This is a genomic window from Phycicoccus sp. DTK01 (assembly GCF_017312765.1).
GTDB lineage: Bacteria > Actinomycetota > Actinomycetes > Actinomycetales > Dermatophilaceae > Phycicoccus > Phycicoccus jejuensis.
Genome location: NZ_BOPU01000007.1, coordinates 1 through 26,442, shown reverse-complemented (window position 1 = coordinate 26,442; position 26,442 = coordinate 1). Strand labels below are relative to the sequence as shown.

Genomic DNA, 26,442 nt, shown 5'->3' with positions numbered 1-26,442 from the left:
CCACGACGGAGGCCGGGCCCACCTCGCGGTGGGACCCGGCCTTTGGCGTGAGGGAGCCTGCCGGTCAGCGCTTCAGCGCGTCGAGGATGCCGTTGAGCGTGCCGCTCGGGCGCATGACGGACGCGGCCTTGGCGGGGTCGGGGCGGTAGTAGCCGCCGATGTCGGCCGGCTTGCCCTGCACCGCGAGGAGCTCGGCCTCGATGGCGTCGGTCTGCGCGACGAGCTGCTCGGCGACGGGCGCGAACACCTGCGCGAGCTCGGCGTCCTCGGTCTGCGCAGCGAGCTCCTGGGCCCAGTAGCGGGCGAGCCAGAAGTGGCTGCCGCGGTTGTCGATCGAGCCGACCCGGCGGGCCGGGGACTTGTTCTCGTCGAGGAGCGTGCCGGTGGCGCGGTCGAGGGCGTCGCCGAGCACGCCGGCGCGGGCGTTGCCGCGGTCGGCCTCGTGGCGGAAGGACTCGGCCAGCGCGAGGAACTCGCCGAGGCTGTCCCAGCGCAGGTAGTCCTCGGCGACGAGCTGCTGGACGTGCTTCGGGGCCGAGCCGCCGGCACCGGTCTCGAAGAGGCCGCCACCGTTCATCAGCGGGACGACGGACAGCATCTTCGCGGAGGTGCCGAGCTCGAGGATCGGGAAGAGGTCGGTGTTGTAGTCGCGCAGGACGTTGCCGGTGACCGAGATCGTGTCCTCGCCGCGGCGGATGCGCTCGACCGAGAGCTTGGCGGCCTCGACGGGCGAGAGGACGCGGAGGTCCAGGCCGTCCGTGTCGTGCTCCGGCAGGTAGGCCTCCACCTTGGCGATGAGGTTGCGGTCGTGGGCGCGGGTCTCGTCGAGCCAGAAGACGGCCGGCGTCTGCGAGGCCCGGGCGCGGGTGACGGCGAGCTTGACCCAGTCGCGGATCGGGGCGTCCTTGGTCTGGCAGGCGCGCCAGATGTCGCCCGCCTCGACGTCGTGGCTCATGAGGACCTCGCCGGAGCCGTCGACGACCTCGACGCGGCCGGCGGCCTCGATCTCGAAGGTCTTGTCGTGGCTGCCGTACTCCTCGGCCTTCTGCGCCATGAGGCCGACGTTGGGGACCGAGCCCATCGTCGTCGGGTCGTAGGCGCCGTGGGCCTGGCAGTCCTCGATGACGGCCTGGTAGACGCCGGCGTACGAGGAGTCGGGGATGACCGCGAGGGTGTCGGCCTCCTCGCCGTCCGGGCCCCACATGTGGCCGGCCGTGCGGATCATCGCCGGCATGGAGGCGTCGACGATGACGTCGCTCGGGACGTGGAGGTTCGTGATGCCCTTGTCGGAGTTCACCATCGCCAGGCGGGGGCCGTCGGCGAGGCCCTGCTCGAACGCGGCGCGGATCTCGGCGCCGTTCGGGAGGGCGTCGAGGCCGTCGAGGATGCCGCCGAGGCCGTTGTTCGGCGAGAGGCCGGCGGCCGCGAGGTCGTCGCCGTACGTCGCGAAGACCTCGGGGAAGAACGCGGTGACGACGTGGCCGAAGACGATGGGGTCGCTGACCTTCATCATCGTCGCCTTGAGGTGCACCGAGAAGAGGACGCCGTCGGCCTTGGCCTGCGCGACCTGCTCGCGCAGGAACGCGTCGAGGGCGGCGGCGCGCATCACGGTGGCGTCGACGATCTCGCCCTCGAGGACCTTCAGGCCGTCCTTGAGGACGGTCTCGGTGCCGTCGGCGGCCACGTGGCGGATGGTCAGGGTGTCGTCGGCCGGGAGGACGACCGACTGCTCGTTGCTGCGGAAGTCGTCGGCGCCCATCGTCGCGACGCGCGTGCGGCTGTCGGCCGACCAGGCGCCCATCGAGTGGGGGTGCTTGCGGGCGTAGCCCTTGACGGCAGCGGGCGCGCGGCGGTCGGAGTTGCCCTCGCGCAGGACCGGGTTGACCGCGCTGCCCTTGACCTTGTCGTAGCGGGCGCGGACGTCGCGCTCCTCGTCGGTCTGCGGGCTGTCCGGGTAGTCGGGGAGGGCGTAGCCCTGCGACTGCAGCTCCTTGACGGCCGCCTTGAGCTGCGGCATCGACGCCGAGATGTTCGGCAGCTTGATGATGTTCGCCTCCGGCGTCGTCGCGAGCTCGCCGAGCTCGGTGAGGGCGTCGCCGATGCGCTGCTCCTCGGTGAGGTGCTCCGGGAAGAGGGCGAGGATGCGGCCGGCCAGCGAGATGTCGCGGGTCTCGACGTCGACGCCGGCGGAGGAGGCGAAGGCCTCGATGACCGGGAGGAACGAGTACGTGGCCAGCATCGGGGCCTCGTCGGTCAGGGTGTAGATGATCTTCGTGGCCATGGTCGTCGTCGACGCTCCTCGGTGGTGGCGGTTATCTTGACGTCAAGACAAACCCTAGCGGAGTCGCCCCGGGGTGACCAGACGGTGCGGCGCCCCCGACGCCGGCCGCGGTGGCCGCGGATGGTGGACTGGTCCGCATGATCGTCGCCTCCGCCAACGTCAACGGCATCCGGGCCGCGCAGCGCCGCGGCGGCGTCGAGTGGCTGGCCGCCAGCGGCGCCGAGGTGGTCACGCTGCAGGAGGTGCGCGCCGACGACGGCCAGCTGCGCGCGGCCCTCGACGGCTCGCCGTTGGCCTCCTGGGAGCTCGCCCACGGCCCCTCCGTCGCGAAGGGCCGCGCCGGCGTGGCCGTCCTCTCCCGCCATCCCGTCAAGGACGTGCGCACCGACGTCGGCGAGGAGTTCGACGGCGCGGGTCGCTGGGTCGAGGCCGACGTCGTCGTGGCCGGCCGGGTCGTCACGGTGGCCTCGGCCTACGTCCACACCGGCGAGGCCGGCACGCCGCGCCAGGACGAGAAGGACCGCTTCCTCGACGCGGTCGGCGCGCGCGTCGGGGCGTGGGCCGCCGACGGGCGCCTCGCCGTCCTCACCGGCGACCTCAACATCGCGCACACGCAGGACGACCTCAAGAACTGGAAGGGCAACCGCGGCAAGGCCGGCTTCCTGCCCGAGGAGCAGGCGCACCTCACCCGCTGGGCGTCAGAGCACGGCCTCGTCGACGTGACCCGTCGCCTCCACGGCCCCGGCCCCGGTCCCTACACGTGGTGGTCCTGGCGCGGGCAGGCGTTCGACAACGACGCGGGCTGGCGCATCGACTACCAGCTGGCCACCCCGTCGCTCGCCGCGCTCGCCGTCGCCGCCTCGGTCGGCCGGGCGCCGAGCTACGCCGAGCGGTGGAGCGACCACGCGCCCGTGCTCGTCGAGTACGCCCTCTGAGCCGCCCCGCCCGACCCGCGTCCGCCCGGCTCAGGCGAGCCGGTCGAGCGCCTCGCGCACCTCGGCGAGCACCTCCGGCCGCGCGACGACGAGGTCGGGCAGCCACGGGTTCTCGCGGTTGTACTCCAGCGGCGAGCCGTCGAGCCGCGTCGGCGCCAGGTCGTGCCCGAGCGCGACGGCGACCGGCGCCGCCGAGTCCCACTCGTACTGGCCGCCGGCGTGCACGTAGGCGTCGACCGTGCCGTCGACGACGGCCATGGCCTTCACCCCGGCCGAGCCCATCGCCACGAGCTCGGCGCCGAGGGACTCGGCGAGCGAGACGACAAAGGCCGGCGGACGGCTGCGGCTCACCGCGAGCCGCACCGGGCCGTCCGGGCGCGCGGGGAGCGGGGACGGGCGGTCCATCCGGTGCACGACGCCGCGCGCGGGGATGCCGACGGCGCCCGCGACGAGGTCACCGTCCTGCCAGAGGGCGACGTGCACGGCCCAGTCGTCGCGCGGCCGCTCGGAGAACTCGCGGGTGCCGTCGAGGGGGTCGACGATCCAGACGCGGGAGGCGGACAGGCGGACGGGGTCGTCCGCGCCCTCCTCGCTGAGGACCGCGTCGTCGGGGCGCAGCTCGCCGAGCAGGCGCATCATCAGCTCGTGGGAACGGCGGTCGCCGAGGTCCTTGAGCTCCTGCCCCTCGAGGTCGGCGTGCTCCTCGCGCAGGGCGAGCAGGAGGGCGCCGGCCTGCTCGGCCACCTCCGCGGCGACGGCGTGGTCGTCGGCTGATGGTGTGGTCACGGTGGTCCTTCGTCGAGCGTCGGGGTCGGTGGTCAGAGGTCGGACGTGCGGGAGGTGCGGAACGGGGTCATCCCGTGGCGCACCCGGAGGAGGGCCCACGCGAGCGGGCCGAGGACGAGGAGCGCGGCGCCAGCCGCCCCCACGCCGAGGGGCGGGAGGCGCAGCAGGCTCAGCCCCGTGAGGGTGAGGACGATGACGATGCCCCGCCGGACCGCCTGCGAGGGGATCCACGACGAGAGCCGGGCCCCGAGGAAGGTGCCGGGGGCGCCGCCCACGACGAGGGGGATGAGCACCGCCCAGTCGACGCCGGTGACGACGACGTGGCCAATGGCCGCGGCGATGACGAGCGGCACGGCCTGCACGAGGTCGGTGCCGACGAGGCGCTTGACCGACATCCCGGGGTTGAGCAGCAGGAGCGAGATCATGATGATCGAGCCCGAGCCGACGCTCGTCAGGCCGACGAGGAAGCCGCCGACCGCGCCGACGAGGACGGTCGGGAGGGGCTTGACCCGGCGGGTGTCGTCGGAGCGCGCGCCCCAGTCGAGGAACGTCGAGCCGTAGACGCGGGCCGTGTACGTCAGCGCGGTGAGCAGCAGCGTGACGCCGATGGCCAGCCGCAGCGTCTCCTGCGCGGCCTCGCCGGAGCCGAGCTGCCCCACGAGCCACGCCCCGACGAGGGCGCTCGGCACGGAGCCGGCGACGAGCATCCCCGCGAGCCGGAGGTCGGGGGAGCCCTGCCGGGTGTGCACGGCGGCGCCGATCGACTTGTTGACCGCGGCCGCGACGAGGTCGTTGGCGACCGCCGCCGTCGGCGGGATGCCGAGGAACACGAGCGCCGGCGTCATGAGGGCCCCGCCGCCCATCCCGGTGAGGCCGACGACGACGCCGACCCCGAGGGCGACGACGAGGACGGCGAGGGCGTCGGTGGTGAACAGCGCGTCAAGCACGGTGGGTCCCGTCGGTCGGTCGGAGCAGCGCGAGCACCTCGTCGGCGCAGCCGGGGACGTCGCGCCCGGTCGTGTCGAGGCGCAGGTCGGGGTCGGCGGGCACGTCGTACGGCGCCGAGATGCCGGTGAAGTCGGGGATGTCGCCGCGCCGGGCGGCGGCGTACAGGCCCTTGCGGTCGCGGCGCTCGCACTCCTCGAGCGGGGTCGCGACGTGGACGAGGACGAACCGGCCGCCGCGCTCGCGCACGCGCTCGGCCACCTGCCGGCGGACCTCGTCCTCGGGGGCGATCGGGCTGCAGACGGCGATGCCGCCGTGGTGGGCGACCTCCGCCGCGACCCAGCCGATGCGCAGCACGTTGGTCCGACGGTCCGCGGGGCTGAAGCCGAGGCCGGCGGTGAGGTGGCGACGGACGACGTCGCCGTCGAGCAGGGTCAGCGCGCGACCGTCCTCGACGAGCCGGGTCGAGACCGCCCGGGCGACGGTCGACTTGCCCGACCCGGAGAAGCCGGTGAGGAAGAGGACGACACCTCCGAGCCCGTCGGGGCTCCCGTCCGTGGCGGGGGCGGCGGAGGACGCGGCGCGCGCGTCGTCGACGCCCAGGGTCGCGAGGAGCGCCCGGCGGCGCTCCGCGTCACCGGGCGGGAGGGGCAGCACGAGCACCCGGGACGGGTCCCCCGTCGCGGCGAGGGCCGCGCGGACGGTGTCGACGGCCTCCGACGGCCCGTCGAGCGAGGTCGAGACGAGGGCGAGGACCACGGCGCCGGCGGGAACCTCGGTGGGGACCTCGGACGGGTTCTCCGCCAGCAGGACCCGGCGGCCGGTGAGGTCGACCGGCTCGGCGGGGTGCAGCTCCTCGAAGGGGCGGCTCGAGGGCCACCCCAGCCACTGCGGGCGTCCCGTCACCATCCCGGCACCGGCGTCGTCGAGCTCCTCGAGGCGGACGACCGGCACGCCCTCGGGGTCGACGACGACCAGCCCGCCGGCGGCAATCGTGTTCTGGCGGACGTCGTCGGGGAGGGGCAGCGGGCGCACCGACGCGTCCGGTCCGTAGAGCCCGCGCCGCAGCAGGACGAGGTCGTCGAGGTCCACCCTCGGGGGGCTGAACGTCGGCAGCGGGTCGGTCACGCGGCCAGTCTGCCCACAAATCGGTGTCCGAGGTGCAGATTCCCACGACGTGGGGTACACGGTCGCGGGTAGGGTCGGCCGCGACCCGTCACGGAAGGCAACATCCAGTGCAGACCCATGCCGACTACCGGCTCTCGCAGCTCGACGAGCTCGAGTCGGAGTCCATCCACATCTTCCGGGAGGTGGTCGCCGAGCTCGAGCGACCTGTCCTCATGTTCTCCGGGGGCAAGGACTCGATCGTCATGCTCCGGTTGGCCGAGAAGGCCTTCTACCCGGCGCGGCTGCCGTTCCCGCTGCTCCAGGTCGACACCGGGCTCGACTTCCCCGAGGTGCTCGCGACGCGCGACAGCTGGGTCGAGCGCCTCGGCGCGACGCTCGTCGTGGCGTCGGTCGACGAGGCCATCGCCAACGGCGTCGTCGTCGACGACGGCCGCACGAGCCGCAACCGCCTCCAGACGGGCACGCTGCTCGACGCCATCGAGAAGAACGGCTTCACCGCGGCGTTCGGCGGCGGCCGGCGCGACGAGGAGAAGGCCCGCGCCAAGGAGCGCGTCTACTCCCACCGCGACGAGTTCGGCCAGTGGGACCCGAAGAACCAGCGCCCCGAGCTGTGGTCGCTCTACAACGGGCGCCTCCACGCCGGCGAGCACATGCGGATCTTCCCGCTGTCCAACTGGACCGAGCTCGACATCTGGCACTACCTCGAGCGCGAGGAGGTCGAGATCCCCTCGATCTACTTCGCCCACCGCCGCCGCGTCTTCGAGCGCGACGGGATGCTCCTCAGCGAGCACCCCGCCAACCCGTGCCGTGACGGCGAGGTCGTCACCGAGCGCACCGTCCGGTTCCGCACCGTCGGCGACCTCAGCCTCACCGGCTGCGTCGAGAGCGAGGCGAGCACGCTCGCCGAGATCGTCGAGGAGGTGGCGGTCGCGCGGGTCACCGAGCGTGGTGCCACCCGCGGCGACGACCGCTTCTCGGAGGCCGCCATGGAGGACCGCAAGAAGGAAGGCTACTTCTGATGGACCTGCTCAGGTTCGCCACCGCCGGCTCCGTCGACGACGGCAAGTCGACCCTCATCGGTCGTCTGCTGCTCGACTCCAAGGCCATCTTCGAGGACCAGCTCGAGGCCGTCGAGGCCACGTCGAGGACCAAGGGCTTCGACTACACCGACCTCGCGCTGCTCACCGACGGCCTGCGCTCCGAGCGCGAGCAGGGCATCACGATCGACGTCGCCTACCGCTACTTCGCCACTCCCCAGCGGAAGTTCATCATCGCGGACACCCCGGGGCACGTGCAGTACACGCGCAACATGGTGACCGGTGCCTCGACCGCCGACCTCGGCCTCGTGCTCGTCGACGCCCGCCAGGGCCTCACCGAGCAGTCGCGCCGGCACGCGGTCATCCTCTCGCTGCTGCGGGTCCCGCACCTCGTCCTCGCGGTCAACAAGATGGACCTCGTCGACTGGGACGAGGAGACCTTCAACCGCATCCGCCAGGAGTTCGTGCAGTTCGCGCAGCGCCTCAACGTGCCCGACCTCGCGGTCATCCCGATCTCGGCGCTCCAGGGCGACAACGTCGTGACGCGCAGCGAGAACATGCCCTGGTTCGAGGGCTCCTCGCTCATGCACCACCTCGAGAACGTGCACATCGCCTCGGACCGCGACCTGCGCGACGTCCGCTTCCCGGTGCAGTACGTCGTGCGCCCGAAGTCCGACGAGCACCACGACTACCGCGGCTACGCGGGACGCGTGGCGAGCGGTGTCCTCAAGCCGGGTGACGAGGTCCTCGTCCTCCCGAGCGGCCTGACGAGCAAGATCGCCGGGATCGACCTGTACGACGAGGAGGTGGCCGAGGCCTTCCCGCCGATGTCCGTCGTCGTGCGGCTCGAGGACGACCTCGACGTCTCGCGCGGCGACATGATCTGCCGCGTGCGCAACGCGCCGGAGCCGACGCAGGACATCGACGCGATGGTCTGCTGGATGACGCGCGACCCGCTGCGGCCCGGCCGCAAGCTCGCCATCAAGCACACCACCCGCTCGGCGCGCGCGCTCGTCAAGGACGTGCAGTACCGGCTCGACATCAACACCCTCCACCGCGACCTGGAGGCGGGTGAGCTGGGGCTCAACGAGATCGGGCGCATCCGGCTGCGGACGACGCAGCAGCTGTTCGTCGACCCGTACGAGCAGAACCGCACGACCGGCTCGTTCATCCTCATCGACGAGGCCACCGGCACCACGGTCGGCGCCGGGATGACGAACTAGTCCCCGCACGCACGAGAGGGCGCCCCGCGGTCGCGGGGCGCCCTCCGTCGTGCCAGGCGTCGGGTCGGGCGCGGCGTCAGGCGTCGCGCGCGGCCGGGCCGCCGGCGGTGACGGTGAAGCAGGTCGGCTCCTCCCACCCGCGGGCGCCGAAGGCCGCGCGCACCGCGGTGACTGCGTCGTCGGCGGAGTCGCGCGGCACGAGCGCGATGCACGAGCCGCCGAAGCCGCCGCCGGTCATCCGCGCCCCGAGCGCACCGGCGCCCTCGGCGGCCTCGACCGCGACGTCGAGCTCGTCGCAGCTGACCTCGTAGTCGTCGCGCAGCGAGGCGTGGGAAGCGGTGAACAGCCGGCCGACCTCGTCGAGGTCGTCCGCCCGCAGCGCGGCCACGGCCTGCCGCACCCGCTCGATCTCGGTGACGACGTGGCGGGTGCGCCGGCGCAGCTCGTCGGTCGAGAGCCGGTCGAGGGCGGCGTCGAGCCCCGACGGGTCGACCTCGCGCAGCGACGCGACCCCGAGCTCGGCGGCCGCCGCCTCGCAGGCCCGCCGGCGCTTCCCGTACTGGCCGTCGTTGAGCGCGTGGGAGGCGCGGGTGTCGGTGACGAGCAGCACCATCCCGGCGGCCTCGAGGTCGAACGGCACGTGCTCGGTGGCGCCGTCGCGGCAGTCGAGCAGGAGGGCCGAGCCGGGCCGGCAGAGCAGGGCGGCCGACTGGTCCATCCCGCCCGTGGCGGCGCCGGCCACCTCGTTCTCGGCCCGCACGCAGGCCGTGGCCAGGCGGGCGCGGGCGTCGTCGTCGCCGAGCAGGTCGAGCCCGAAGAGGTCGCTGGCGGCCGCGCCGACCGCGCACTCGAGCGCCGCCGAGCTCGACAGGCCGGCGCCGAGCGGCACCTCGCTCGTCACCGTCACGTCCATCCCGCGCACCGGGTGACCGTCCTCGCGCAGCGCCCACAGGACCCCGGCGACGTAGGCGGCCCAGCCGTCGGGGGAGCCGGGGCCGACGGTGCCGAGGTCGACCTCGACCGTCTCGCCGGTCTGGACCGAGTGCACGCGCAGGAGGTCGTCGGTGCGGGGCGACGCCGCGGCGGTCGTGCGCTGCGGCAGGGCGATCGGCAGCGCGAGGCCGCCGTTGTAGTCGGTGTGCTCGCCGATGAGGTTGACCCGTCCGGGGGCCGACCAGACGCCCTCGGGCGCTGAGCCGTGGACGTCGCGGTGGGTGGTGGCGGCACTCGTCATGCGGGTGAGTCTAGGGATGCGCGGCAGGGCACAATGGGGACCATGCCCGCCCAGCCCCCGACCGATGCCGCACGCCCCCGGATCCTCTCCGGGATGCAGCCGACGAGCGACTCGCTCCACCTCGGCAACTACCTCGGGGCGCTCGTCAACTGGGTCGGGCTGCAGGAGGACTTCGACGCCTACTACTTCGTCGCCGACCTCCACGCGCTGACCGTCCCGACCGACCCCGAGGTGCTGCGCCGCCGCACCCGCGTCACCGCCGCGCAGTTCATCGCCGGCGGGGTCGACCCGGAGCGCTCGGCCGTCTTCTGCCAGAGCCACGTCACGGCGCACGCCGAGCTCGGCTGGGTCATGAACTGCCTCACCGCCTTCGGCGAGGCCAGCCGGATGACGCAGTTCAAGGACAAGACGGCCAAGGGCCAGAACGCCAACGTCGGGCTGTTCACCTACCCGATGCTCATGGCCGCCGACATCCTCATGTACGACGCCGCGTACGTGCCGGTCGGCGAGGACCAGCGCCAGCACCTGGAGATCACCCGCGACCTCGCCGAGCGCTTCAACACGCGCTTCGGCCCGACGCTGGCCGTGCCCGAGCCGTACATCCTCAAGGAGTCGGCCAAGATCATGGAGCTGACCGACCCCACGTCGAAGATGTCCGGCACGAACTCGCCCGACAAGGGCCTGCTGCTGCTCAGCGACGAGCCGAACCGGCTGCGCAAGAAGATCATGTCCGCGGTCACGGACACCGAGACCGAGATCCGCTACGACCCGGAGACCAAGGCCGGGGTCTCGAACCTGCTCGTCATCCACAGCGTGCTCACCGGGACGCCCGTGGCCGACCTCGAGGCGGAGTTCGCGGGGCGCGGCTACGGCGACCTCAAGAAGGCCGTGGCCGAGGTCGTGCTCGAGGCCGTGGGCCCGTTCCGCTCCCGGATGGCCGAGCTGCTCGACGACCCCGCCGAGCTCGACCGCATCCTCGCCCGGGGTGCCGAGCGCGCCGCGGTCGTCGCGGCGGCGACGATGACCCGCGTCCGGGACGCCGTCGGCCTGCTGCCGGCCGCGCGCTGAGGAGCCTGCTCGTGCCCGTCCACGGCGTCGCCGTCACCATCCCCGAACCCTGGGGCGAGCAGCTGCAGTCCGCCCGAGCCGGTTTCGGCGACCCGATGGCCGACGCCATCCCGCCGCACGTGACGTTGCTGCCGCCCACGGTCGTCCCAACCGAGCACCATGCGGAGTTCACGGACCACCTCGATGACGTCTGCCGCGCGGTCCGGCCGTTCGAGATGGTGCTGTCCGGCACGGGGACCTTCCGGCCGGTCTCGCCGGTCGTGTTCGTCCAGGTCTCCAAGGGGATCGGGGAGTGCGAGCGGCTCGAGAGCGCCGTGCGCGGCGGGCCCGTGGAGCGCACGCTGGACTTCCCGTACCACCCGCACGTGACGATCGCCCACCACCTCGACGACGACGCGCTCGACCGCGCCTTCGAGGGGCTCGCGGGGTTCCGCTGCGCCTTCACCGTCGCGAGCATCGAGCTCTACCACCACGACCCGGACGGCGTCTGGCGCGTCATCCGGTCGCTCCCGCTCGGCGGCTGACGACCGGTCGCGCTCAGGCGGCCCGGCGTCCGCGGCGGCTCCACCGGGCGTCGACCGCCCCCTCGTAGTGGCCGACGAGCTCCGCGGTGACGCCGGCCCAGGTGCGTGGCTCGACCGACGCACGGCCGGCGCGGCCCGTCCGCGCGCGCAGGGCCGGGTCGGCGGCGAGCGCGGCCACCGCGGCGGCGAGGGCGCCCGGCCGGTCGGGGTCGACGAGCAGCCCGGTGCGCCCGTGCTCGACGAGGTCGAGCGGCCCGCCCCGCGCCGGCGCGACGACCGGCAGCCCGCTCGCGTGCGCCTCCTGGAGGGTCTGCCCGAACGTCTCGCGGGTCCCCGTGTGGACGAACACGTCGAGCAGCCCGTAGGCGTCGGCCAGGGCCTCGCCGGAGCGCGCGCCGAGCAGGACCGGCGGCCGGTTCGGGCGACCGGGGGTGCTCGCCACCGCCTCGGCGAGCAGCGCGGCCGTGCGGGCGCGGTCCGGGCCGTCGCCGACGAGGACGAGGCGCACGCCCGGCACCCGCGCGACGTCGGCCAGCCGGTCCAGCTCCTTCTCGGGGGCCAGCCGGCCGACGTAGCCGACGACGACCTCCCCGTCGGGGGTCAGCTCGCGCCGGGCGGCCGCGACGGCGTCGCGGCGGCCGGGGTGGAAGAGCCGCGCGTCGACGCCCCGTCCCCACCGGGCCGTCCGGGGCACCCCGTGCGCGGCGAGCTCGGCCATCGTGTGTCGTGACGGCGCGAGCGTCAGGTCGGCGAGGCCGTGGACGCGACGCACCCAGCGCCACGCGGCCTGCGAGGCACCGGGCCCGACCGGGCGGGGCGCGTGCTGCGCCAGGTAGCTCGGCATGTCCGTCTGGTAGACGGCCACGGACGGGATGCCCAGGCGCGCGGTCTCGCGCAGCGCGCGGGCGCCGAGGACGAACGGGGAGGCGACGTGCACGACGTCCGGCCGCAGCTCCTCGAGCACGTCCCGCACGGCGCCGGACGGCAGGCCGGTGGGGAAGGCCCGGACCGACACCGACGGGACGGCGTGCACCGGCACGCCGGCGTGCTCCGCGGGCGCGGGCCGCGGGCAGACGACGGAGACGCGGTGCCCCTGCGCGGCGAGGCACTCGACGACCCGGCAGACCGAGGTGGTCACGCCGTTGAGGGTCGGGAGGAAGGACTCGGTGACGACGACGATGCGCACGACCCCCAGCGTCCCCCCGCCGGGCGACGGGCCGGCGACGGCCGGGTCGGGATCCGGTGACGAGCGGGTGACCGGATACCCTCGGGCCATGCCGGAGATCGAGGGGTTCTGGGCCGTCGTCCCGGCCGGTGGCGCCGGCACCCGGCTGTGGCCGCTGAGCCGCGCCGGCCACCCGAAGTTCCTCCTCGACCTGACCGGCGGCGGCCGCTCGCTGCTCCAGGCGACGCTCGACCGGCTGGCCCCCCTCACCGGCGACCACGCCGTCGTCGTCACCGGCGCCGCGCACGCCGACGCCGTCCGCGCCCAGCTGCCGGAGCTCCCGGCCGGTCGCGTCCTCGCCGAGCCCGCGCCACGTGACTCGATGGCCGCCATCGGCCTCGCCGCCGCCGTCGTCGAGCGCACCGACCCCGACGCCGTCATCGGGTCCTTCGCCGCCGACCACGTCATCCCCGACGCCGACGCCTTCCGGACGGCGGTCCGCGAGGCGGTCGACGTCGCGCGCGACGGGCACCTCGTGACGCTCGGGGTCGAGCCGACGCACCCGGCCACCGGCTTCGGGTACATCCGGGCGGGTGAGCCGCTCGCCGGCTTCCCGACGGCCCTGCACGCCGTCGAGTTCGTCGAGAAGCCGGATGCCGAGCGCGCCCGGGCCTACGTCGACTCCGGCGAGTTCCGTTGGAACGCGGGGATGTTCGTCGTCCGGGCCTCGGTCCTGCTCGACCTGCTCGCGCAGTGGCACCCCGACCTCGCCGCCGGACTGCGCGAGATCGCGGCCGCACCGAGCCGTCTCGACGACGTGTGGCCCGGGCTGACGCGCATCGCCATCGACCACGCCGTCGCCGAGCCGGCCGCGGCGGCCGGCCGGGTCGTCGTCGTGCCGGCGCCCTTCGGGTGGGACGACGTGGGCGACTTCGCGAGCCTCTCGGCCCTGCTGCCGGCGCCGGACGGCACGGCCGTCCTCGGGGACCGCTCGGACGTCACCGTCCTCGACGGCTCGGGGGTCGTCGTGCCGGGCGGCGCCCGGCGGGTCGCGGTCGTCGGGCTCGACGACGTCGTCGTCGTCGACACCCCGGACGCCCTCCTCGTGACGACCCGGGCCCGGGCCCAGGAGGTCAAGGCGGTCGTCGACGTGCTGCGTGCCGAGGGCCGCACCGACCTGCTCTGACCCCCGCGTCACCCGTTCGGCGGAGACGCGGCCGAAGTGCTCTCCCCCTGTCGCCCCCCGCCGCTAGGGTGCGCTCCGGTGCGGCCGCGGCGAGCGGTCGCGCCGCCGAGCCCGCATCCCCCGGGATGCCCACCGAGGGGGAGTCCCATGTCGTCGTCCGTCCCGCCGTCCGGCCCGCTGCGCGGCCCCGAGCCGCCCTTCGACCCTCCCGCGTACGGAACCGTCGAGCCGTCCGATGCCGCCGGCGCCTCCGCCGACAATGTCGTCACCGAGCAGCCCGGCGCGCGCCGCGGCCTCGGGCGCGGGCTCGCGGTCGGCGGCATCGCCGCGCTCGTCGTCGTCGGTGGCGCCGGCGCCTGGGCGTGGACCGCGCTCGGTGGGGGAGGCGAGCGACCCGCCGACGTCCTGCCCGGCACGACGTTCGCGTACGCCGCCGTGGACCTCGACCCCGGCGCGGGCCAGAAGGTCGAGGCCCTCCGCACGCTCTCGAAGTTCCCCGGGCTGTCCTCGAAGGGCGTGTCCGAGAAGTCCGACCTCGGCACGACGCTCACCGACCTCGTCCTCTCCGACGACGAGTGCGCGAACCTCGACCCCGCGCGCGACGTCACCCCGTGGCTCGGGCAGCGGGCGGCCGTCGCCGGCGTCACCGTCGGCGAGGACTCCGTGCCGGTCGGCGTCGTCCAGGTCACCGACGACGAGGCCGCCGGCGCCGGGATGCTCAAGCTCCTCGCCTGCTCCGAGCACCAGGACGCGGCGAAGACCGACGGCCTGACCCCGACGTGGATCGTGCGCGACGGCTGGGCCTACGTGGCCCGGGACGCCGACACCGCGACGCGCGTCGCCGACGCCGCCGCGAAGACCACCCTCGCCGGGTCGCGCGACTGGGCCGAGTGGACCGGCGCCGTCGGTGAGCAGGGCCTCCTGACGATGTACCTCGCCCCGAAGCCGGGCAGCCAGATCCGCTCGCTCGTCGGGTCGCTCGACCTCGGCGAGGACCTGTCGGCCCTCGAGTCGGCCACCGCGCAGGACGACGAGTTCGTCGGGGGTGCGATGACCCTGCGCTTCGCGGACGGCGGGTTCGAGCTCGAGGGCGTGAGCGGCCTGGACGACGCGACCCGGACGATGCTCGGGTCCGGGGCGGGGACGTCGATGGCCTCGCTGCCCGACGACACGCTCGCGGCGCTCGCCGTGAGCCCCGGCCAGGGGTGGTTCGAGGCGCAGGCCGCCCGGATGTCGGCGCAGTCGGGCGCGGACGTCGAGGAGCTGTACTCCGCCATCGAGGAGGCGACCGGCCTCGAGCTCCCGGGTGACCTCGAGACGCTCTTCGGCACGAGCACCGTGCTCTCGCTCGGCCCGGGCTTCGACCCGGCGGCTCTCGACACCGCCGGTCCCGGCGCCCTGCCGGTGGCGGCCAAGGTCACCGGCGACGCGGCCGGGATCGAGGACGTCCTCGGCCGGCTCGGGGCGCTCGACCCGAGCGTCGGCGAGCTGCTTGCGACGACCCGCGCGGGCGACCGCACCGTCGTCGTCGGCCCCGACGCCGACTACCGGACGAGCGTCGCCACGGGCGGCTCGCTCGGCAGCCAGGCGGCCTTCCGCTCCGTCGTGCCGCACGCCGACACGGCCGTCGCGGCGTTCTACCTCGACGTCGACGGTCGCGACGGCTGGCTCGCCCGGCTCGCGGCCGACGAGCCGGAGGTGGCGAAGAACCTCGAGCCGCTCTCGGCCGTCGGGATGTCGATGTGGCCGGAGGGCGACACCCTGCACACCCGGGTGCGCGTGACGACCGACTGACCTCGTACCGCGGCGACGACGACCTCGCGGAGCGACCCCGTCCGGCACCCCGCCGGGCGGGGTCGCTCGCGCTCAGGCGACGTCGCGCCGACCGTAGGCGAGCGCCCCGGCCGCCGTGAGACCCGCGGCCGCGAGCGTCATCACGGCCGCGGCGAGGGCCGCGAAGTCCCCGCCGGGCAGCTGTTCGAGGTGCGCGAAGGGCGAGACGTCGACGAGCCAGCCCGGCAGGTCCATCGTCGGCCCGAGCTCGCCGACGACGAACCCGACGAGGAGGAGGGCCCAGGCCAGCGGCGCGAGGCGGGGGCGGGCGCCGACGAGCAGGCCGGCCACCCCGACGAGGACCCACACCGCGGGGAGCGTGGCGGCGAACGCGCCGAGCGTCGCCCAGAAGCCCGGGGCGCTGCTGCTCGCGAGGGAGCCGACGACACCGACGGTCGCCCCGATGACGACGAGGAAGAGGGTCGTCGCCAGCACCGCGACGAGGACGTGCGCGCCGTACCAGCGCAGTCGGCTCGTCCCCGTCGCGAGCATCGACTCCCCGAGGCCCGACCGCTCCGAGGCGCCGAGCCGCAGGACGAGGGCGACCCCGGCCGCGGCGACGGCGACGGCGACGAAGCGCGTCTCGCTCGCGAGGTAGATGTCCTCGACGGTGCCGGCGGACCCGCCGAGGGCCTCGAGGAAGCGCGCCATCGCGGGGTTGGAGGTGAGGTCGCCGACCGCCCCGAGCAGCGACCCGAGGACGACGCCGCCGACGAGCATCCCGACGACCCAGCCGGTGACCGTCCCGGTCGCGAGGCGGGAGACGAGGGCGAACGGACCCGTGAGGCTGCGGGCAGCCCGGGCCGGGCCGAGCCGGGCCGGGAGCACGCCCGCGCCGAGGTCGCGCCGGCCGAGCACGGCGAGCCCGGTCGCCACCCCCGCGACGAGCACCGCGAGGCCCAGCAGGAGGACCCACGTCCGGTCCGGTCCGTACGGCTCGACCCGTCCGGCCCAGCCGAGCGGGGAGGCCCATCCGAGGGCGTGGACGACGCCGTCGTCGACCGAGTCCGCGGCCGCCCGCAGGACGAAGGCGGCACCGAGCGTGCCGAAGGCCAGCCCGCCGGCCCCGCGCGTCGTCGAGGCCAGCTGGACGGCCGTCGCGGTGATGCCGACCCAGGCGAACCCTGCTGTCGCCCAGGCGACCCCGAAGGCCACCGACCCCGCCGGGTCCATCCCGAGCGAGGCCAGGCCGAGGGACGACAGGCCACTCGCCGCGACGACACCGAGCAGCGCGACGAGGATCCCCGCCGCGAGCGGCGCCCAGCGCCCGACCGCGCCCGCGCCCACGAGCTCGAGGCGGCCTTCCTCCTCCTCGGTCCGGGTGTGCCGCCGCACGAGGACGACCGCGAGCACCGCGACGAGGACGGCGCCCGTCATCACGGTCTTGAAGACGGCGAGCGCGTCGGCGTCCGCGGCGCTGATCGGGCCGTACATGGCGACGACGGCCGGGTTGCCGACGAGGTCGCCGAGGCCCGCGACCGCGGAGGCGTCGTCGGGGAAGAGCTCGAGCGTGGCCTGCGCGGAACCCACGGAGAGCAGGACGAGGCCGAGGACGCTCGCGGGGAGGATCACCCGGTCGCGGCGCAGCGCGAGCCGCAGCAAGCGGCCGAGACCGGCCAGCCGCGTGGTCATGCCGGCACCTCCTCCCGGTGCGCCTCGGTCCGGTAGCGGGCGAGGAAGAGCTCCTCCAGCGTCGGGGGCCGGCAGGTCAGCCCGGTGACCCCGCGCGGCGCGAGCGCGGCGACGAGCGCGTCGAGGTGGTCGGGGTCGACCGTCAGGCGCAGGGTCGAGCCCTCGACGGAGACGTCGTGGGTGCCCGGCCACGCGCCGACCTCCACCGCCGTCGGCACCTCGCGCAGCTCGGCCTCGACGGTCGTGCGGGTCAGGTGGCGCAGCTCGGTGAGGGTGCCGGAGTCGACGACGCGCCCGGCCCGCACGATGCTCACGCGCTCGCAGGCGCGCTCGACCTCGCTCAGCACGTGGCTCGACAGCAGGACGGTGCGGCCGCGCTCGCGCAGACCGGCGAGCTCCTCCTGGAAGACCCGCTCCATCAGCGGGTCGAGCCCGGTGGTCGGCTCGTCGAGGACGAGGAGCGGCGCCTCGCTCGCCAGCGCCGCGACGAGGGCGACCTTCTGGCGGTTGCCCTTGCTGTAGGCCTTGCCCTTCTTCGTCTCGTCGAGCTCGAAGGCGTCGACGAGGCGTCGGCGGCGGTCCTCGTCGAGGCCGCCCCGCAGCCGGCCGAGCAGGTCGATGGTCTCGCCGCCGGTCAGCGTCGGCCAGAGCACGACGTCGCCGGGGACGTAGGCGAGGCTGCGGTGCAGCTCGGTGCTGTCGGCCCAGGGATCACGCCCGAGCACGGTGGCGCGGCCGTCGTCGGCGCGCAGGAGCCCGAGGAGGATGCGCAGCGTCGTGGACTTGCCGGACCCGTTGGGGCCGAGGAAGCCGTGGACCTCGCCCTCGCGCACGGTGAGGTCGAGGCCGTCGAGGGCGGTGGTGCGGCCGAAGGACTTGCGCAGCCCGACGACGTCGATGGCGGTGGTCACGTCGTCCACGCTACTCCGGTTTCACAATGTTGTGAATGTTGTAATGTTCGCCGCATGGCGACCTCCCACCCCACGAGCCCGGGGCACGACCTCCCGGACGCCGCGGTCGTCGAGCAGGTCGGTGGGACCCTCGCGTCGCTGGGGATGCAGCTCCAGCCGGCGCGGGTCTTCGCCGCGTTGCTCGCGACCGAGGACGGCCGGCTCACCTCCGCCGAGCTGGTCGAGCTGCTGGGCCTCAGCCCCGCGGCGGTGTCCGGCGCCGTCCGCTTCCTCACCTCGGTCCGGATGGTCCGGCGCGAGCGCGAGCGGGGGAGCCGTCGGGACGTCTACGTCGTCCAGGACGACGCATGGCACGACGTCATGGTCCAGAAGGAGAGCCTCTACGGGCCGCTCGTCGTCGCGCTGACCGCGGCCCGGGATGCCGTCGGCGAACGGACCCGCGCGGGGGAGCGGATGCAGCTCTCGGTCGAGTTCCTCGAGTTCGTCATGGCCGAGATGGAGCAGATGGCCTCCCGCTGGGACGAGTACAAGGCACGCCGGACGACGCCTCAGGTCTGAGGGGGGTGTCGCCGCCGGCGCCGTCGTGCTCGTCCTCGAACGGGACGCCGCCGCGTCCCGCGGGTCGGGACCGGCGTGACGGTTCGGCGGGTTCGGTCCGGGCGGCGAGGTCCGCGGCGGTACAGTCGGTCCTCTGATGAACGACGATGCCCTCCTCGCCGCCCTCGGCGAACGCATCACCTCGCTTGCACCCGAGCTCATCGAGATCCGGCGCGACCTCCACGCCCACCCCGAGCTGTCCCGCGAGGAGACGCGCACGACCCAGTCCGTGGCGCGACGGCTCGACGCCGCCGGCGTCGCCGTCCGGCTGCTCCCCGGCACCGGCGTCCTCGCCGACCTCGGCGCGGCCGAGCCCGTGCACCGCATCGCGCTGCGCGCCGACATGGACGCCCTGCCCGTCCGCGAACGCTCCGGCCTCGAGTTCGGCTCGCGCACCGAGGGCGTGTGCCACGCCTGCGGCCACGACGTGCACACCGCCGCCCTCGTCGGTGCGGTGCTCGCCCTCCACGAGGTCGAGGACGCGCTCGCCGACCGCGGGATCGCCGTCCGGGCCGTCTTCCAGGCCGCCGAGGAGGTCATGCCCGGCGGCGCGCTCGACGCCATCACGGCCGGCGCCCTCGAGGGGGTCGACTCCGTCTTCGCCGTCCACTGCGACCCGAGCATCGACGTCGGCCAGGTCGGGCTGCGCGAGGGGGCGCTCACCGCTGCCGCGGACCAGGTGCACATCACGCTGCACGGTCGGGGCGGCCACACCTCGCGCCCGCAGCTGACCGAGGACCTCGTCTTCGCGCTGGCCAAGGTCATCACCGACGTGCCGGCCGTCCTCGGCCGCCGCCTCGACCCGCGCACCGGCGCGGCCCTCGTGTGGGGCAGCGTGCAGGCCGGCCGGGTCGCCAACGTCATCCCGTCCTCGGGCGAGTGCCGCGGCACCCTGCGGATGCTCGACGCCGAGTCGTGGCACACCGTCGGTCCGCTGCTCGAGGAGATCGTCCACGGCGTCGTCCAGCCGTACGGCGTCAAGGCGCAGGTCGAGCGGGTCAAGGGCGTGCCGCCGGTCGTCAACACGGCCGACGGCATCTCGGCCCTTCGCCGCGGTGCGCTCGCCGGCCGGCTGGCGCCGGTGCCCACCGCGCAGTCGCTCGGCGGCGAGGACTTCGCCTGGTACCTCGACCACGCGGCCGGCGCGATGGCCCGCCTGGGCACCCGCACGCCGGGTGGTCCCACCTACGACCTGCACCAGGGCGACCTCGTCGTCGACGAGCGGGCGATCGCCCTCGGCGCGCGGCTGCTCGCGACCGCCGCGGTCGTCCGCGGGCTCGACGCGCGGCGCCAGGCCCCGAAGGAGGAGTCGTGACCGCTACCGACGTCGACTGGGACGCCCTGCGCGTCGAGGCCGTCCGGATGACCACGCTCGCGTACTGCCCCTACAGCGAGTTCCCCGTCGGGGTCGCCGGGTGGGTCGACGACGGCCGGATGGTGTCCGGCTGCAACGTCGAGAACGCCGGCTACGGCGTCACGCTCTGCGCCGAGTGCGGCATGGTGTCGACGCTGCACGCGACCGGTGGTGGCAAGCTGACGGCCGTCTGGTGCGTCGACGGCCGCGGCGACACCCTCATGCCGTGCGGCCGGTGTCGACAGCTGTTGTGGGAGAGCGGAACTGCGGACACCCTCCTGCAGACTCCGGAGGGCGTCCTGACGATGCGCGAGGTGCTGCCGCAGGCCTTCGGCCCCGACGACCTCGCCACCCGGCGCCCCTGACCGTCGACCGTCCGCGGGACGGCAGATCTCGACGAGAACGGGCCCGCGCGGCGGTCACCCGGGGGCGTTCTGACGGGGTGTCGGCTCCTGCCATGATGGGCGGATGACCGAAGCCTTCGACGCCGTCGACGTCATCGTCCACAAGCGCGACCGCCGCGAGCTCTCCGACGCGGAGATCCGCTGGGTCGTCGACGCCTACACCCGCGGGGTCGTCGCCGAGGAGCAGATGAGCTCGCTCGCGATGGCCATCCTCCTCAACGGGATGACCCGCCGCGAGATCTCCACCTGGACCACCGCGATGATCGCCAGCGGCGAGCGGATGGACTTCTCGTCCCTCTCGCGCCCGACCGCCGACAAGCACTCCACCGGCGGCGTCGGCGACAAGATCACGCTCCCGCTCGCGCCGCTCGTCGCCGTCTTCGACGTCGCGGTGCCGCAGCTGTCCGGGCGCGGCCTCGGCCACACCGGCGGCACGCTCGACAAGCTCGAGTCGGTCGCCGGCTGGCAGGCGGGCCTGACGAACGAGGCGATGATGCGCCAGCTCGACGACATCGGCGCCGTCATCTGCGCCGCCGGCTCGGGCCTGGCACCGGCCGACAAGAAGCTCTACGCACTGCGCGACGTCACCGGGACGGTCGAGGCGATCCCGCTCATCGCGTCCTCGATCATGAGCAAGAAGATCGCCGAGGGCACGGGCGCGCTCGTCCTCGACGTCAAGGTCGGCTCGGGGGCGTTCATGAAGACCCGCGAGAACGCGACCGAGCTCGCCCGGACGATGGTCGACCTCGGCACCGACGCGGGCGTCACGACGGTCGCGCTGCTCACCGACATGTCGACCCCGCTCGGCCTCACCGCCGGCAACGCGCTCGAGGTCCGTGAGTCGGTGGAGGTGCTCGCCGGAGGCGGGCCCGAGGACGTCGTCGAGCTGACCGTCCGCCTGGCCGAGGAGATGCTCGAGGCCGCCGGTCGCGGCGGCCAGGACGTCCGCGCGGCGCTGTCCGACGGGCGCGCGATGGACGTCTGGCGCCGGATGATCGCCGCCCAGGGTGGAGACCCCGACGCCGCGCTCCCGACCGCCGCGCACACCCACGAGGTGAAGGCCACCGCGTCGGGCACGCTGACCCGCCTCGACGCCTACGCCGTCGGTGTCGCGGCCTGGCGCCTCGGCGCCGGCCGCGCGCGCAAGGAGGACCCGGTGCAGGCGGGCGCCGGCGTCGAGATCCACGCCAAGCCCGGCGACACCGTCCGCGAGGGCGACGTGCTGCTCACGCTGCACACCGACACCCCTGAGCGGTTCGCCCGCGCCGAGGAGGCGCTCGAGGGCGGCATCGACGTCGTCGACGGCGGCACCGCGCAGACCCCCGACTCCGTCGTCATCGACCGGATCGCCTGATGGCCACCGCCGCCCCGACCGCGGAGGTCGTCCGCCGCGCCCCGAAGGCCCTCCTGCACGACCACCTCGACGGTGGCGTGCGCCCCTCGACCGTGGTCGAGCTCGCCGCGGCCTCCGGCTACGACGGGCTGCCGACGACCGACCCCGAGGAGCTCGGGCGCTGGTTCCGCGACGCCGCCGACTCGGGCTCGCTCGAGCGCTACCTCGAGACGTTCTCGCACACCGTCGCCGTCATGCAGACGCGCGAGCAGCTGACCCGCGTCGCCCGCGAGTGCGCGCTCGACCTCGCCGCCGACGGTGTCGTCTACGCCGAGTCGCGCTTCGCGCCGGAGCTGCACATCGAGGGCGGGCTCTCGCTCGAGGAGGTCGTGCAGGCGGTGCTCGCCGGCTTCCGTGAGGGCGAGGCGGAGGCCGCGGCCGCCGGCACCCCCATCCGGATGGTCGCGCTCCTCACGGCGATGCGCCACGCCGCGCGCTCCCGCGAGATCGCCGAGCTGGCCGTCGCCCACCGCGACCACGGCGTCGGCGGGTTCGACATCGCCGGGGCCGAGGCCGGGTTCCCTCCCACGCGCCACCTCGACGCGTTCGAATACCTGCGCCGTGAGAACGCACACTTCACGATCCACGCGGGCGAGGCCTTCGGGCTGCCGTCGATCTGGGAGGCGATCCAGTGGTGCGGCGCCGACCGGCTCGGGCACGGCGTGCGCATCGTCGACGACGTCGAGGTCCTCGACGGAGGCGCGGTCTCGCTCGGCCGGCTCGCCGCGTACGTCCGCGACCGGCGCATCCCGCTCGAGATGTGCCCGTCCTCGAACCTGCAGACGGGGGCGGCGGAGTCGATCGCCGCGCACCCGATCACGCTGCTCAAGGGTCTGCGCTTCCGGGTGACGGTCAACACCGACAACCGGCTGATGAGCGGCACGTCGATGTCGCGCGAGATGCAGCTGCTCGTCGACGAGGCCGGGTGGACCCTCGAGGACCTGCGCTGGGTGACCATCAACGCGCTCAAGTCCTCGTTCCTGCCGTTCGACGAGCGGCTCGAGCTGATCGAGCACGTCGTCAAGCCGGGGTACGCCGCCCTCGGTGCCTGACGCCCCCGTCCACTGATTGCGAGTTCCGCCGCTCGACACGCCCCGCGCCGGCGCGTCGGGCGGCGGAACTCGCAAGAAGTCGGAGCTCGGGCGATCGGAGGCAGGCCCGGCGACTGGTGACGAGACCCGCGCCGGGGTCAGGCGAGGGGGTCGGCGCCGACGACGCGGCGCCGCAGGGCGTCCTCGCGGGCGAGGCGCTCGGTGTCGCGCCGGCGGCGCTCGGCGATGACGGCGGAGAGCACGTACTCGGGGTGGAAGCCGGCCGGTGGGGCGGGCGCGACGAAGCGCAGCACGTCGGTGAGCAGCTCGCGGGCCATCGGCTCGCGCGAGGCCGGGGTCAGGCTGCCCGAGCGGGCGAGGAACTGGCGCACGGCGACCGTCAGCCCGGCCGGGAGCGCCGCGACGTCGGCGGCGCCGGCCCAGGCGGCGAGCGGCGGCGGCATCACGGGCGGCGGCAGCAGGCGCATCCGGCTGCGCTGGGTGACGACGTAGGTGCCGGCGGCGTAGTCGCCGAGCCGCTTGCTGCGGGCGCTGACCACCGACGACACGAGCGCGGGGACGCCGAGGAACGGCGGGGTCCACAGCTCGACGACCCCGACGAGCGCGCGGGTCAGGGCGTGGCGGACGGTGATGGGCCCGCCGTCGTCGCGCACGGTGCGCAGGCCGAGCGCCAGCTTGCCGAGCGTGCGTCCGCGGGTGAGGGTCTCCATCGCCGTCGGGAAGCCGACGAGCACGGCGACGGTGGCGACGAGCCCGAGGGCGGTGGCGACCGCGGTGCTCGCGTTGGCGACGAGCCAGCCGACGCCGAAGCCGATCGCGATGAGCAGCACCACCGTCACGACGACGTCGATGAGCCCGCTGGCGGCCCGGACGAGGGTGCCGGCGACGGGCAGCTCGACGGCGACGCCCTCGCCCGTCACGACGTCCTCGCTCGCGTACGCGCGGTAGCCCGTCTGCTCGCTGCTGCTCACGGGCACAGGCTAACCGGGTGGGCCGACGCGCGCGGTCGCCTAGGCTGAGCCCGTGGACCTCGACGCCTACGTGGCCGCCCACCAGGCGCAGTGGAACCGGCTCGAGACGCTCGTGGGGCAGCGTCGGCACACCGGCGCCGAGGCCGACGAGCTGCTCGACCTCTACCAGCGCGTCTCGACACACCTCTCGGTCGTCCGCTCGGCGAGCCCGGACCCCTCGCTCGTCGCCCACCTCTCCTCCCTCGTCGCGCGGGCGCGGTTCGCGACGTCGAGCCGCCGCGGGACCTGGTGGCGCACGCCGATCACGTTCTTCACGACGACGTTCCCCGCCGCGCTCTACCGGCTACGGTGGTGGTGGGTGACGACCGCGCTCGTCAACGTCGGGATCGCCTTCCTCGTCGGCTGGTACGCCTACCGCCACCCGCAGGTGTGGACCCGGACGATGACCCCCGAGGAGATCTCGCAGTTCGTCGACACCGACTTCGAGAACTACTACAGCGAGTACGCGCACCTGGACTTCACCGGGCTCGTCTGGACGAACAACGCCTGGGTGTCGGCGCTGGTCATCGCGCTCGGCGTCCTCGGGCTCCCGGTCATCTACATCCTCGCGAACAACGTGCTCAACGTCGGCATCTCCGGGGCGCTCATGGCCTACAACGACCGCACCGCGCTGTTCTTCGGGCTGATCCTCCCGCACGGGTTGCTCGAGCTGACGGCCGTCTTCGTCGCCGGCGCCGTCGGGCTGCGGATCTTCTGGTCGTGGGTCAGCCCCGGCGGGCTGCCCCGAGGGCGGTCACTGGCGCGGGAGGCGCGCACCGGGACGGGGGTCGCGCTCGGGCTCGTCGCGGTGCTGTTCGTCAGTGGCGTCATCGAGGGGTTCGTCACGCCGTCGGGGCTGCCGACGTGGGCACGCATCGCCATCGGGCTGCTCGCCGAGACGGCGTTCGTGCTCTACGTGTTCGTCGTCGGGCGGGCCGCGGCCGCGCGGGGTGCCTCGGGCGACGTCGCCTCGCGCGACCTCGGCGACTCGGTGCGCGTCGCCGCCTGACCAGGGGGGAACCGGACGAGGAGCCCACCGCGCTCTCGACCGACTCAATTGTGGCGGGAGCAGCGCGTGCGTGGGTCATTCACTGCCGCGCATCGAGACCAGCTCACTCTGACGAACCCTTTAACGGTCCAGCAGCGTTGGCAACTTTACAATCTGTGACTACTCCCCGTGGTTAAAGGTTCGGGTCAGAGGTCCCGCTGGTGGCGGCCAGTCGTGACATGATCGATGCCGTGGATGCTTTTGGGATCGCCGTGAATGCAATCTTTCTTGTTGCGGGAGCAATTATGGGCGTGGCTTTCACGGAGCTAGCCAAGCGACCAAAATTGGTGATAACTGGTAACTCCTCGGGGCGCGTAGCATCTGCAGATCCTGCTACGGAAGAATATTGGCGCTGCTCCGTGACACTGACGCACCCACCGTCCTTTTTGGGTGTAAATGTCGGGGAGACGATGTTATTTGGTAGAACTATCATTCCTCCCATACGAATCGGCTTGAACATTGACCGCAATACGACTAAGTGCCAGGCGATCCTTTCTGACGCGCACGCGGGATTCTCGCAAGGTCTCGCTTTCTATACCTCTAATGGTCCCTCGAAACACTCCGAGTTGGTAGAAGTGCCGTGTGGAGAGTCGGTTGCGTTTCACCTGTTTGCTCGACCCGCGCACACGGCATACCCGTATTTCGTCTTCGCGCGGAACTCTGCGGGGGAGGAATCGCCACGTCCAGCGGCCCTAACATTTGACAGGCCGCAGAAGTTTCGATTGATGGTCCTTTATGCGCACGGAAGCCGGAGGCTTACCGAGGACGTTTCGGTAGAGCCGATGGCCGATGGGCGGCTCCTGATCAGCGTAGGATCGCAGCGCATCTACTGCTGAAATCGGGATTGCACCCCCCGGCATGGCAGCCGCTGCGAAGCCGGAGGGTGCGCCGCCCGCCTTTGACTAACTACTTGATTTGTCACCAGGGCTGTAGAGGGCCGGTTGCCCACGGCTGCTGTCGTTGAGCCCTAGGAGAGTTCATAATCGCGCATCGGCGATACAGACGCTTGAGGGTGGGGCGTTTGTAAAGAGTATGTAGGACTGTCGGCGGCGGTCAGACGATTGGCATGACTTCGAGCGGGGTGCGCTCACGCGGCGGGGCTGGCGCGGTCATCGGGTGGGCGGCGGAGGGCGCGGTCGTACGAACCGGGGGTGAGGTCCCAGGCGACGTGGTGGCCGTGCTGGTCGGGGTGTGCTCGGACGGTGGCCCAGAGGCGGCGGTGGTGGACGTGGGTGTGGTGGCGGGGGCAGAGGAGGGCGGCGTTGGTGACGTCGGTGGGTCCGCCGTCGGCCCAGTGCAGGACATGGTGGGCGCGGGTCCAGGCGGCGGGGGCGGTGCAGCCGGGGTAGGTGCAGCCGCGGTCGCGCAGGAGCAGGTGGCGGCGTTGGCCCCGGCTGAACAGTCGCAGGACGCGGGTGAGAGTGAGGGGTTCGCCGCGGGCGCCGAGCAGGTGGATCAGGAGGCCGGCGTCGCAGCCGAGCCGGCGGACGCTCTCGGGGGGTAGGAGGGTGCCGTCGGCGGTGGTGGCGAGCACGGTCCCGGCGCCGCGCGCGGTCCCGGTGAGGTTCGTGAGCAGCTCGCCGGGGTCCGGAGTCGTCCCGGTGGTGGTGAGGTCGGTGAGGGGGATGGTGAGGTGGAGGGTGGTGTCGGGGCCGCGGTCGGTGTCGTGGGTGCCGGTGTGCAGGGTGGTGGCGGT

At 73.8% G+C, this 26,442-nt stretch carries 23 protein-coding genes; 13 read left to right on the top strand and 10 right to left on the bottom strand.

Annotation, left to right across the window (positions count from 1 at the left end; all coding sequences use genetic code 11):
• Nucleotides 1–64: 64 nt before the first annotated feature.
• The gene (locus J3473_RS14590; protein WP_207024551.1) at nucleotides 65–2,281 is read right to left on the bottom strand and encodes an NADP-dependent isocitrate dehydrogenase; all 2,217 of its coding nucleotides are present in this window, start codon (nucleotides 2,279–2,281) and stop codon (nucleotides 65–67) included.
• A gap of 137 nt (nucleotides 2,282–2,418) precedes the next feature.
• On the opposite strand from J3473_RS14590, the gene J3473_RS14585 reads away from it, so the two are divergent.
• Nucleotides 2,419–3,216 carry an exodeoxyribonuclease III gene (locus J3473_RS14585; protein WP_207024549.1) on the top strand — a complete coding sequence of 266 codons (798 nt, stop codon included), beginning with the start codon at nucleotides 2,419–2,421 and terminating at the stop codon, nucleotides 3,214–3,216.
• Between the two features lie 30 nt (nucleotides 3,217–3,246).
• On the opposite strand, the gene J3473_RS14580 is transcribed toward J3473_RS14585, so the two are convergent.
• The 3 genes from J3473_RS14580 to cysC are packed head-to-tail and all read right to left on the bottom strand — an operon-like array spanning nucleotide 3,247 to nucleotide 6,075.
• On the bottom strand, nucleotides 3,247–4,002 hold the full coding sequence (locus J3473_RS14580) for a 3'(2'),5'-bisphosphate nucleotidase CysQ (protein WP_036830162.1): 756 nt from the start codon (nucleotides 4,000–4,002) through the stop codon (nucleotides 3,247–3,249).
• 32 nt (nucleotides 4,003–4,034) lie between these two features.
• A complete protein-coding gene (locus J3473_RS14575) occupies nucleotides 4,035–4,949 on the bottom strand; it encodes a sulfite exporter TauE/SafE family protein (protein WP_030528727.1) in 915 nt (304 codons plus the stop codon).
• Nucleotides 4,942–6,075, bottom strand: a complete 1,134-nt coding sequence (gene cysC / locus J3473_RS14570; protein ID WP_242525886.1) for an adenylyl-sulfate kinase — start codon at nucleotides 6,073–6,075, stop codon at nucleotides 4,942–4,944. Before cysC ends, J3473_RS14575 begins: the two co-directional genes overlap by 8 nt.
• A gap of 107 nt (nucleotides 6,076–6,182) precedes the next feature.
• On the opposite strand from cysC, the gene cysD reads away from it, so the two are divergent.
• Nucleotides 6,183–7,094 carry a sulfate adenylyltransferase subunit CysD gene (gene cysD / locus J3473_RS14565; RefSeq protein WP_030528725.1) on the top strand — a complete coding sequence of 304 codons (912 nt, stop codon included), beginning with the start codon at nucleotides 6,183–6,185 and terminating at the stop codon, nucleotides 7,092–7,094.
• Nucleotides 7,094–8,335 (top strand): sulfate adenylyltransferase subunit 1, encoded by a 1,242-nt coding sequence (locus tag J3473_RS14560; protein WP_030528724.1) that lies wholly within the window; start codon nucleotides 7,094–7,096, stop codon nucleotides 8,333–8,335. The genes cysD and J3473_RS14560 overlap by 1 nt, the downstream gene beginning before the upstream one ends.
• A gap of 76 nt (nucleotides 8,336–8,411) precedes the next feature.
• Here J3473_RS14560 and galK read toward each other — a convergent pair whose 3' ends face one another.
• Nucleotides 8,412–9,569 carry a galactokinase gene (gene galK, locus J3473_RS14555; protein WP_207024547.1) on the bottom strand — a complete coding sequence of 386 codons (1,158 nt, stop codon included), beginning with the start codon at nucleotides 9,567–9,569 and terminating at the stop codon, nucleotides 8,412–8,414.
• Nucleotides 9,570–9,602: 33 nt separating this feature from the next.
• Between galK and trpS the strand changes: the two genes are divergently transcribed.
• Both trpS and J3473_RS14545 read left to right on the top strand, forming a co-directional pair.
• On the top strand, nucleotides 9,603–10,637 hold the full coding sequence (gene trpS / locus J3473_RS14550) for a tryptophan--tRNA ligase (RefSeq protein ID WP_207024545.1): 1,035 nt from the start codon (nucleotides 9,603–9,605) through the stop codon (nucleotides 10,635–10,637).
• Between the two features lie 11 nt (nucleotides 10,638–10,648).
• A complete protein-coding gene (locus tag J3473_RS14545) occupies nucleotides 10,649–11,161 on the top strand; it encodes a 2'-5' RNA ligase family protein (protein ID WP_207024543.1) in 513 nt (170 codons plus the stop codon).
• 13 nt (nucleotides 11,162–11,174) lie between these two features.
• On the opposite strand, the gene J3473_RS14540 is transcribed toward J3473_RS14545, so the two are convergent.
• Nucleotides 11,175–12,347 (bottom strand): glycosyltransferase family 1 protein, encoded by a 1,173-nt coding sequence (locus J3473_RS14540; protein WP_207024541.1) that lies wholly within the window; start codon nucleotides 12,345–12,347, stop codon nucleotides 11,175–11,177.
• A gap of 88 nt (nucleotides 12,348–12,435) precedes the next feature.
• Here J3473_RS14540 and J3473_RS14535 point away from each other — a divergent pair, with 88 nt between their 5' ends.
• Complete coding sequence (locus tag J3473_RS14535) at nucleotides 12,436–13,512, top strand: mannose-1-phosphate guanylyltransferase (RefSeq protein WP_030528719.1); 1,077 nt, start codon at nucleotides 12,436–12,438, stop codon at nucleotides 13,510–13,512.
• Between the two features lie 147 nt (nucleotides 13,513–13,659).
• Nucleotides 13,660–15,306: a hypothetical protein gene (locus J3473_RS14530; protein ID WP_207024539.1), complete on the top strand. Its 1,647-nt coding sequence runs from the start codon at nucleotides 13,660–13,662 to the stop codon at nucleotides 15,304–15,306.
• Between the two features lie 72 nt (nucleotides 15,307–15,378).
• On the opposite strand, the gene J3473_RS14525 is transcribed toward J3473_RS14530, so the two are convergent.
• Complete coding sequence (locus J3473_RS14525; RefSeq protein WP_207024537.1) at nucleotides 15,379–16,977, bottom strand: ABC transporter permease; 1,599 nt, start codon at nucleotides 16,975–16,977, stop codon at nucleotides 15,379–15,381.
• Nucleotides 16,974–17,888 (bottom strand): ABC transporter ATP-binding protein, encoded by a 915-nt coding sequence (locus J3473_RS14520; protein ID WP_207024535.1) that lies wholly within the window; start codon nucleotides 17,886–17,888, stop codon nucleotides 16,974–16,976. Before J3473_RS14520 ends, J3473_RS14525 begins: the two co-directional genes overlap by 4 nt.
• A gap of 54 nt (nucleotides 17,889–17,942) precedes the next feature.
• On the opposite strand from J3473_RS14520, the gene J3473_RS14515 reads away from it, so the two are divergent.
• The 5 genes from J3473_RS14515 (at nucleotide 17,943) to J3473_RS14495 (ending at nucleotide 22,688) form a co-directional block, all read left to right on the top strand.
• Nucleotides 17,943–18,446 carry a GbsR/MarR family transcriptional regulator gene (locus J3473_RS14515; RefSeq protein ID WP_207024533.1) on the top strand — a complete coding sequence of 168 codons (504 nt, stop codon included), beginning with the start codon at nucleotides 17,943–17,945 and terminating at the stop codon, nucleotides 18,444–18,446.
• Between the two features lie 136 nt (nucleotides 18,447–18,582).
• On the top strand, nucleotides 18,583–19,800 hold the full coding sequence (locus tag J3473_RS14510) for an amidohydrolase (protein WP_207024531.1): 1,218 nt from the start codon (nucleotides 18,583–18,585) through the stop codon (nucleotides 19,798–19,800).
• Nucleotides 19,797–20,204 carry a cytidine deaminase gene (locus J3473_RS14505; RefSeq protein ID WP_207024529.1) on the top strand — a complete coding sequence of 136 codons (408 nt, stop codon included), beginning with the start codon at nucleotides 19,797–19,799 and terminating at the stop codon, nucleotides 20,202–20,204. The genes J3473_RS14510 and J3473_RS14505 overlap by 4 nt, the downstream gene beginning before the upstream one ends.
• A gap of 103 nt (nucleotides 20,205–20,307) precedes the next feature.
• Nucleotides 20,308–21,597, top strand: a complete 1,290-nt coding sequence (locus tag J3473_RS14500) for a thymidine phosphorylase (protein WP_207024527.1) — start codon at nucleotides 20,308–20,310, stop codon at nucleotides 21,595–21,597.
• Complete coding sequence (locus tag J3473_RS14495; protein ID WP_207024525.1) at nucleotides 21,597–22,688, top strand: adenosine deaminase; 1,092 nt, start codon at nucleotides 21,597–21,599, stop codon at nucleotides 22,686–22,688. The genes J3473_RS14500 and J3473_RS14495 overlap by 1 nt, the downstream gene beginning before the upstream one ends.
• Nucleotides 22,689–22,825: 137 nt before the next feature.
• On the opposite strand, the gene J3473_RS14490 is transcribed toward J3473_RS14495, so the two are convergent.
• Complete coding sequence (locus tag J3473_RS14490; RefSeq protein WP_242525885.1) at nucleotides 22,826–23,659, bottom strand: RDD family protein; 834 nt, start codon at nucleotides 23,657–23,659, stop codon at nucleotides 22,826–22,828.
• Nucleotides 23,660–23,711: 52 nt separating this feature from the next.
• On the opposite strand from J3473_RS14490, the gene J3473_RS14485 reads away from it, so the two are divergent.
• The gene (locus tag J3473_RS14485; RefSeq protein WP_207024523.1) at nucleotides 23,712–24,707 is read left to right on the top strand and encodes a stage II sporulation protein M; all 996 of its coding nucleotides are present in this window, start codon (nucleotides 23,712–23,714) and stop codon (nucleotides 24,705–24,707) included.
• A gap of 1,126 nt (nucleotides 24,708–25,833) precedes the next feature.
• Here J3473_RS14485 and J3473_RS14480 read toward each other — a convergent pair.
• The coding region (locus tag J3473_RS14480; RefSeq protein ID WP_207024522.1) for an HNH endonuclease signature motif containing protein at nucleotides 25,834–26,442 on the bottom strand (609 nt) is incomplete at its 5' end.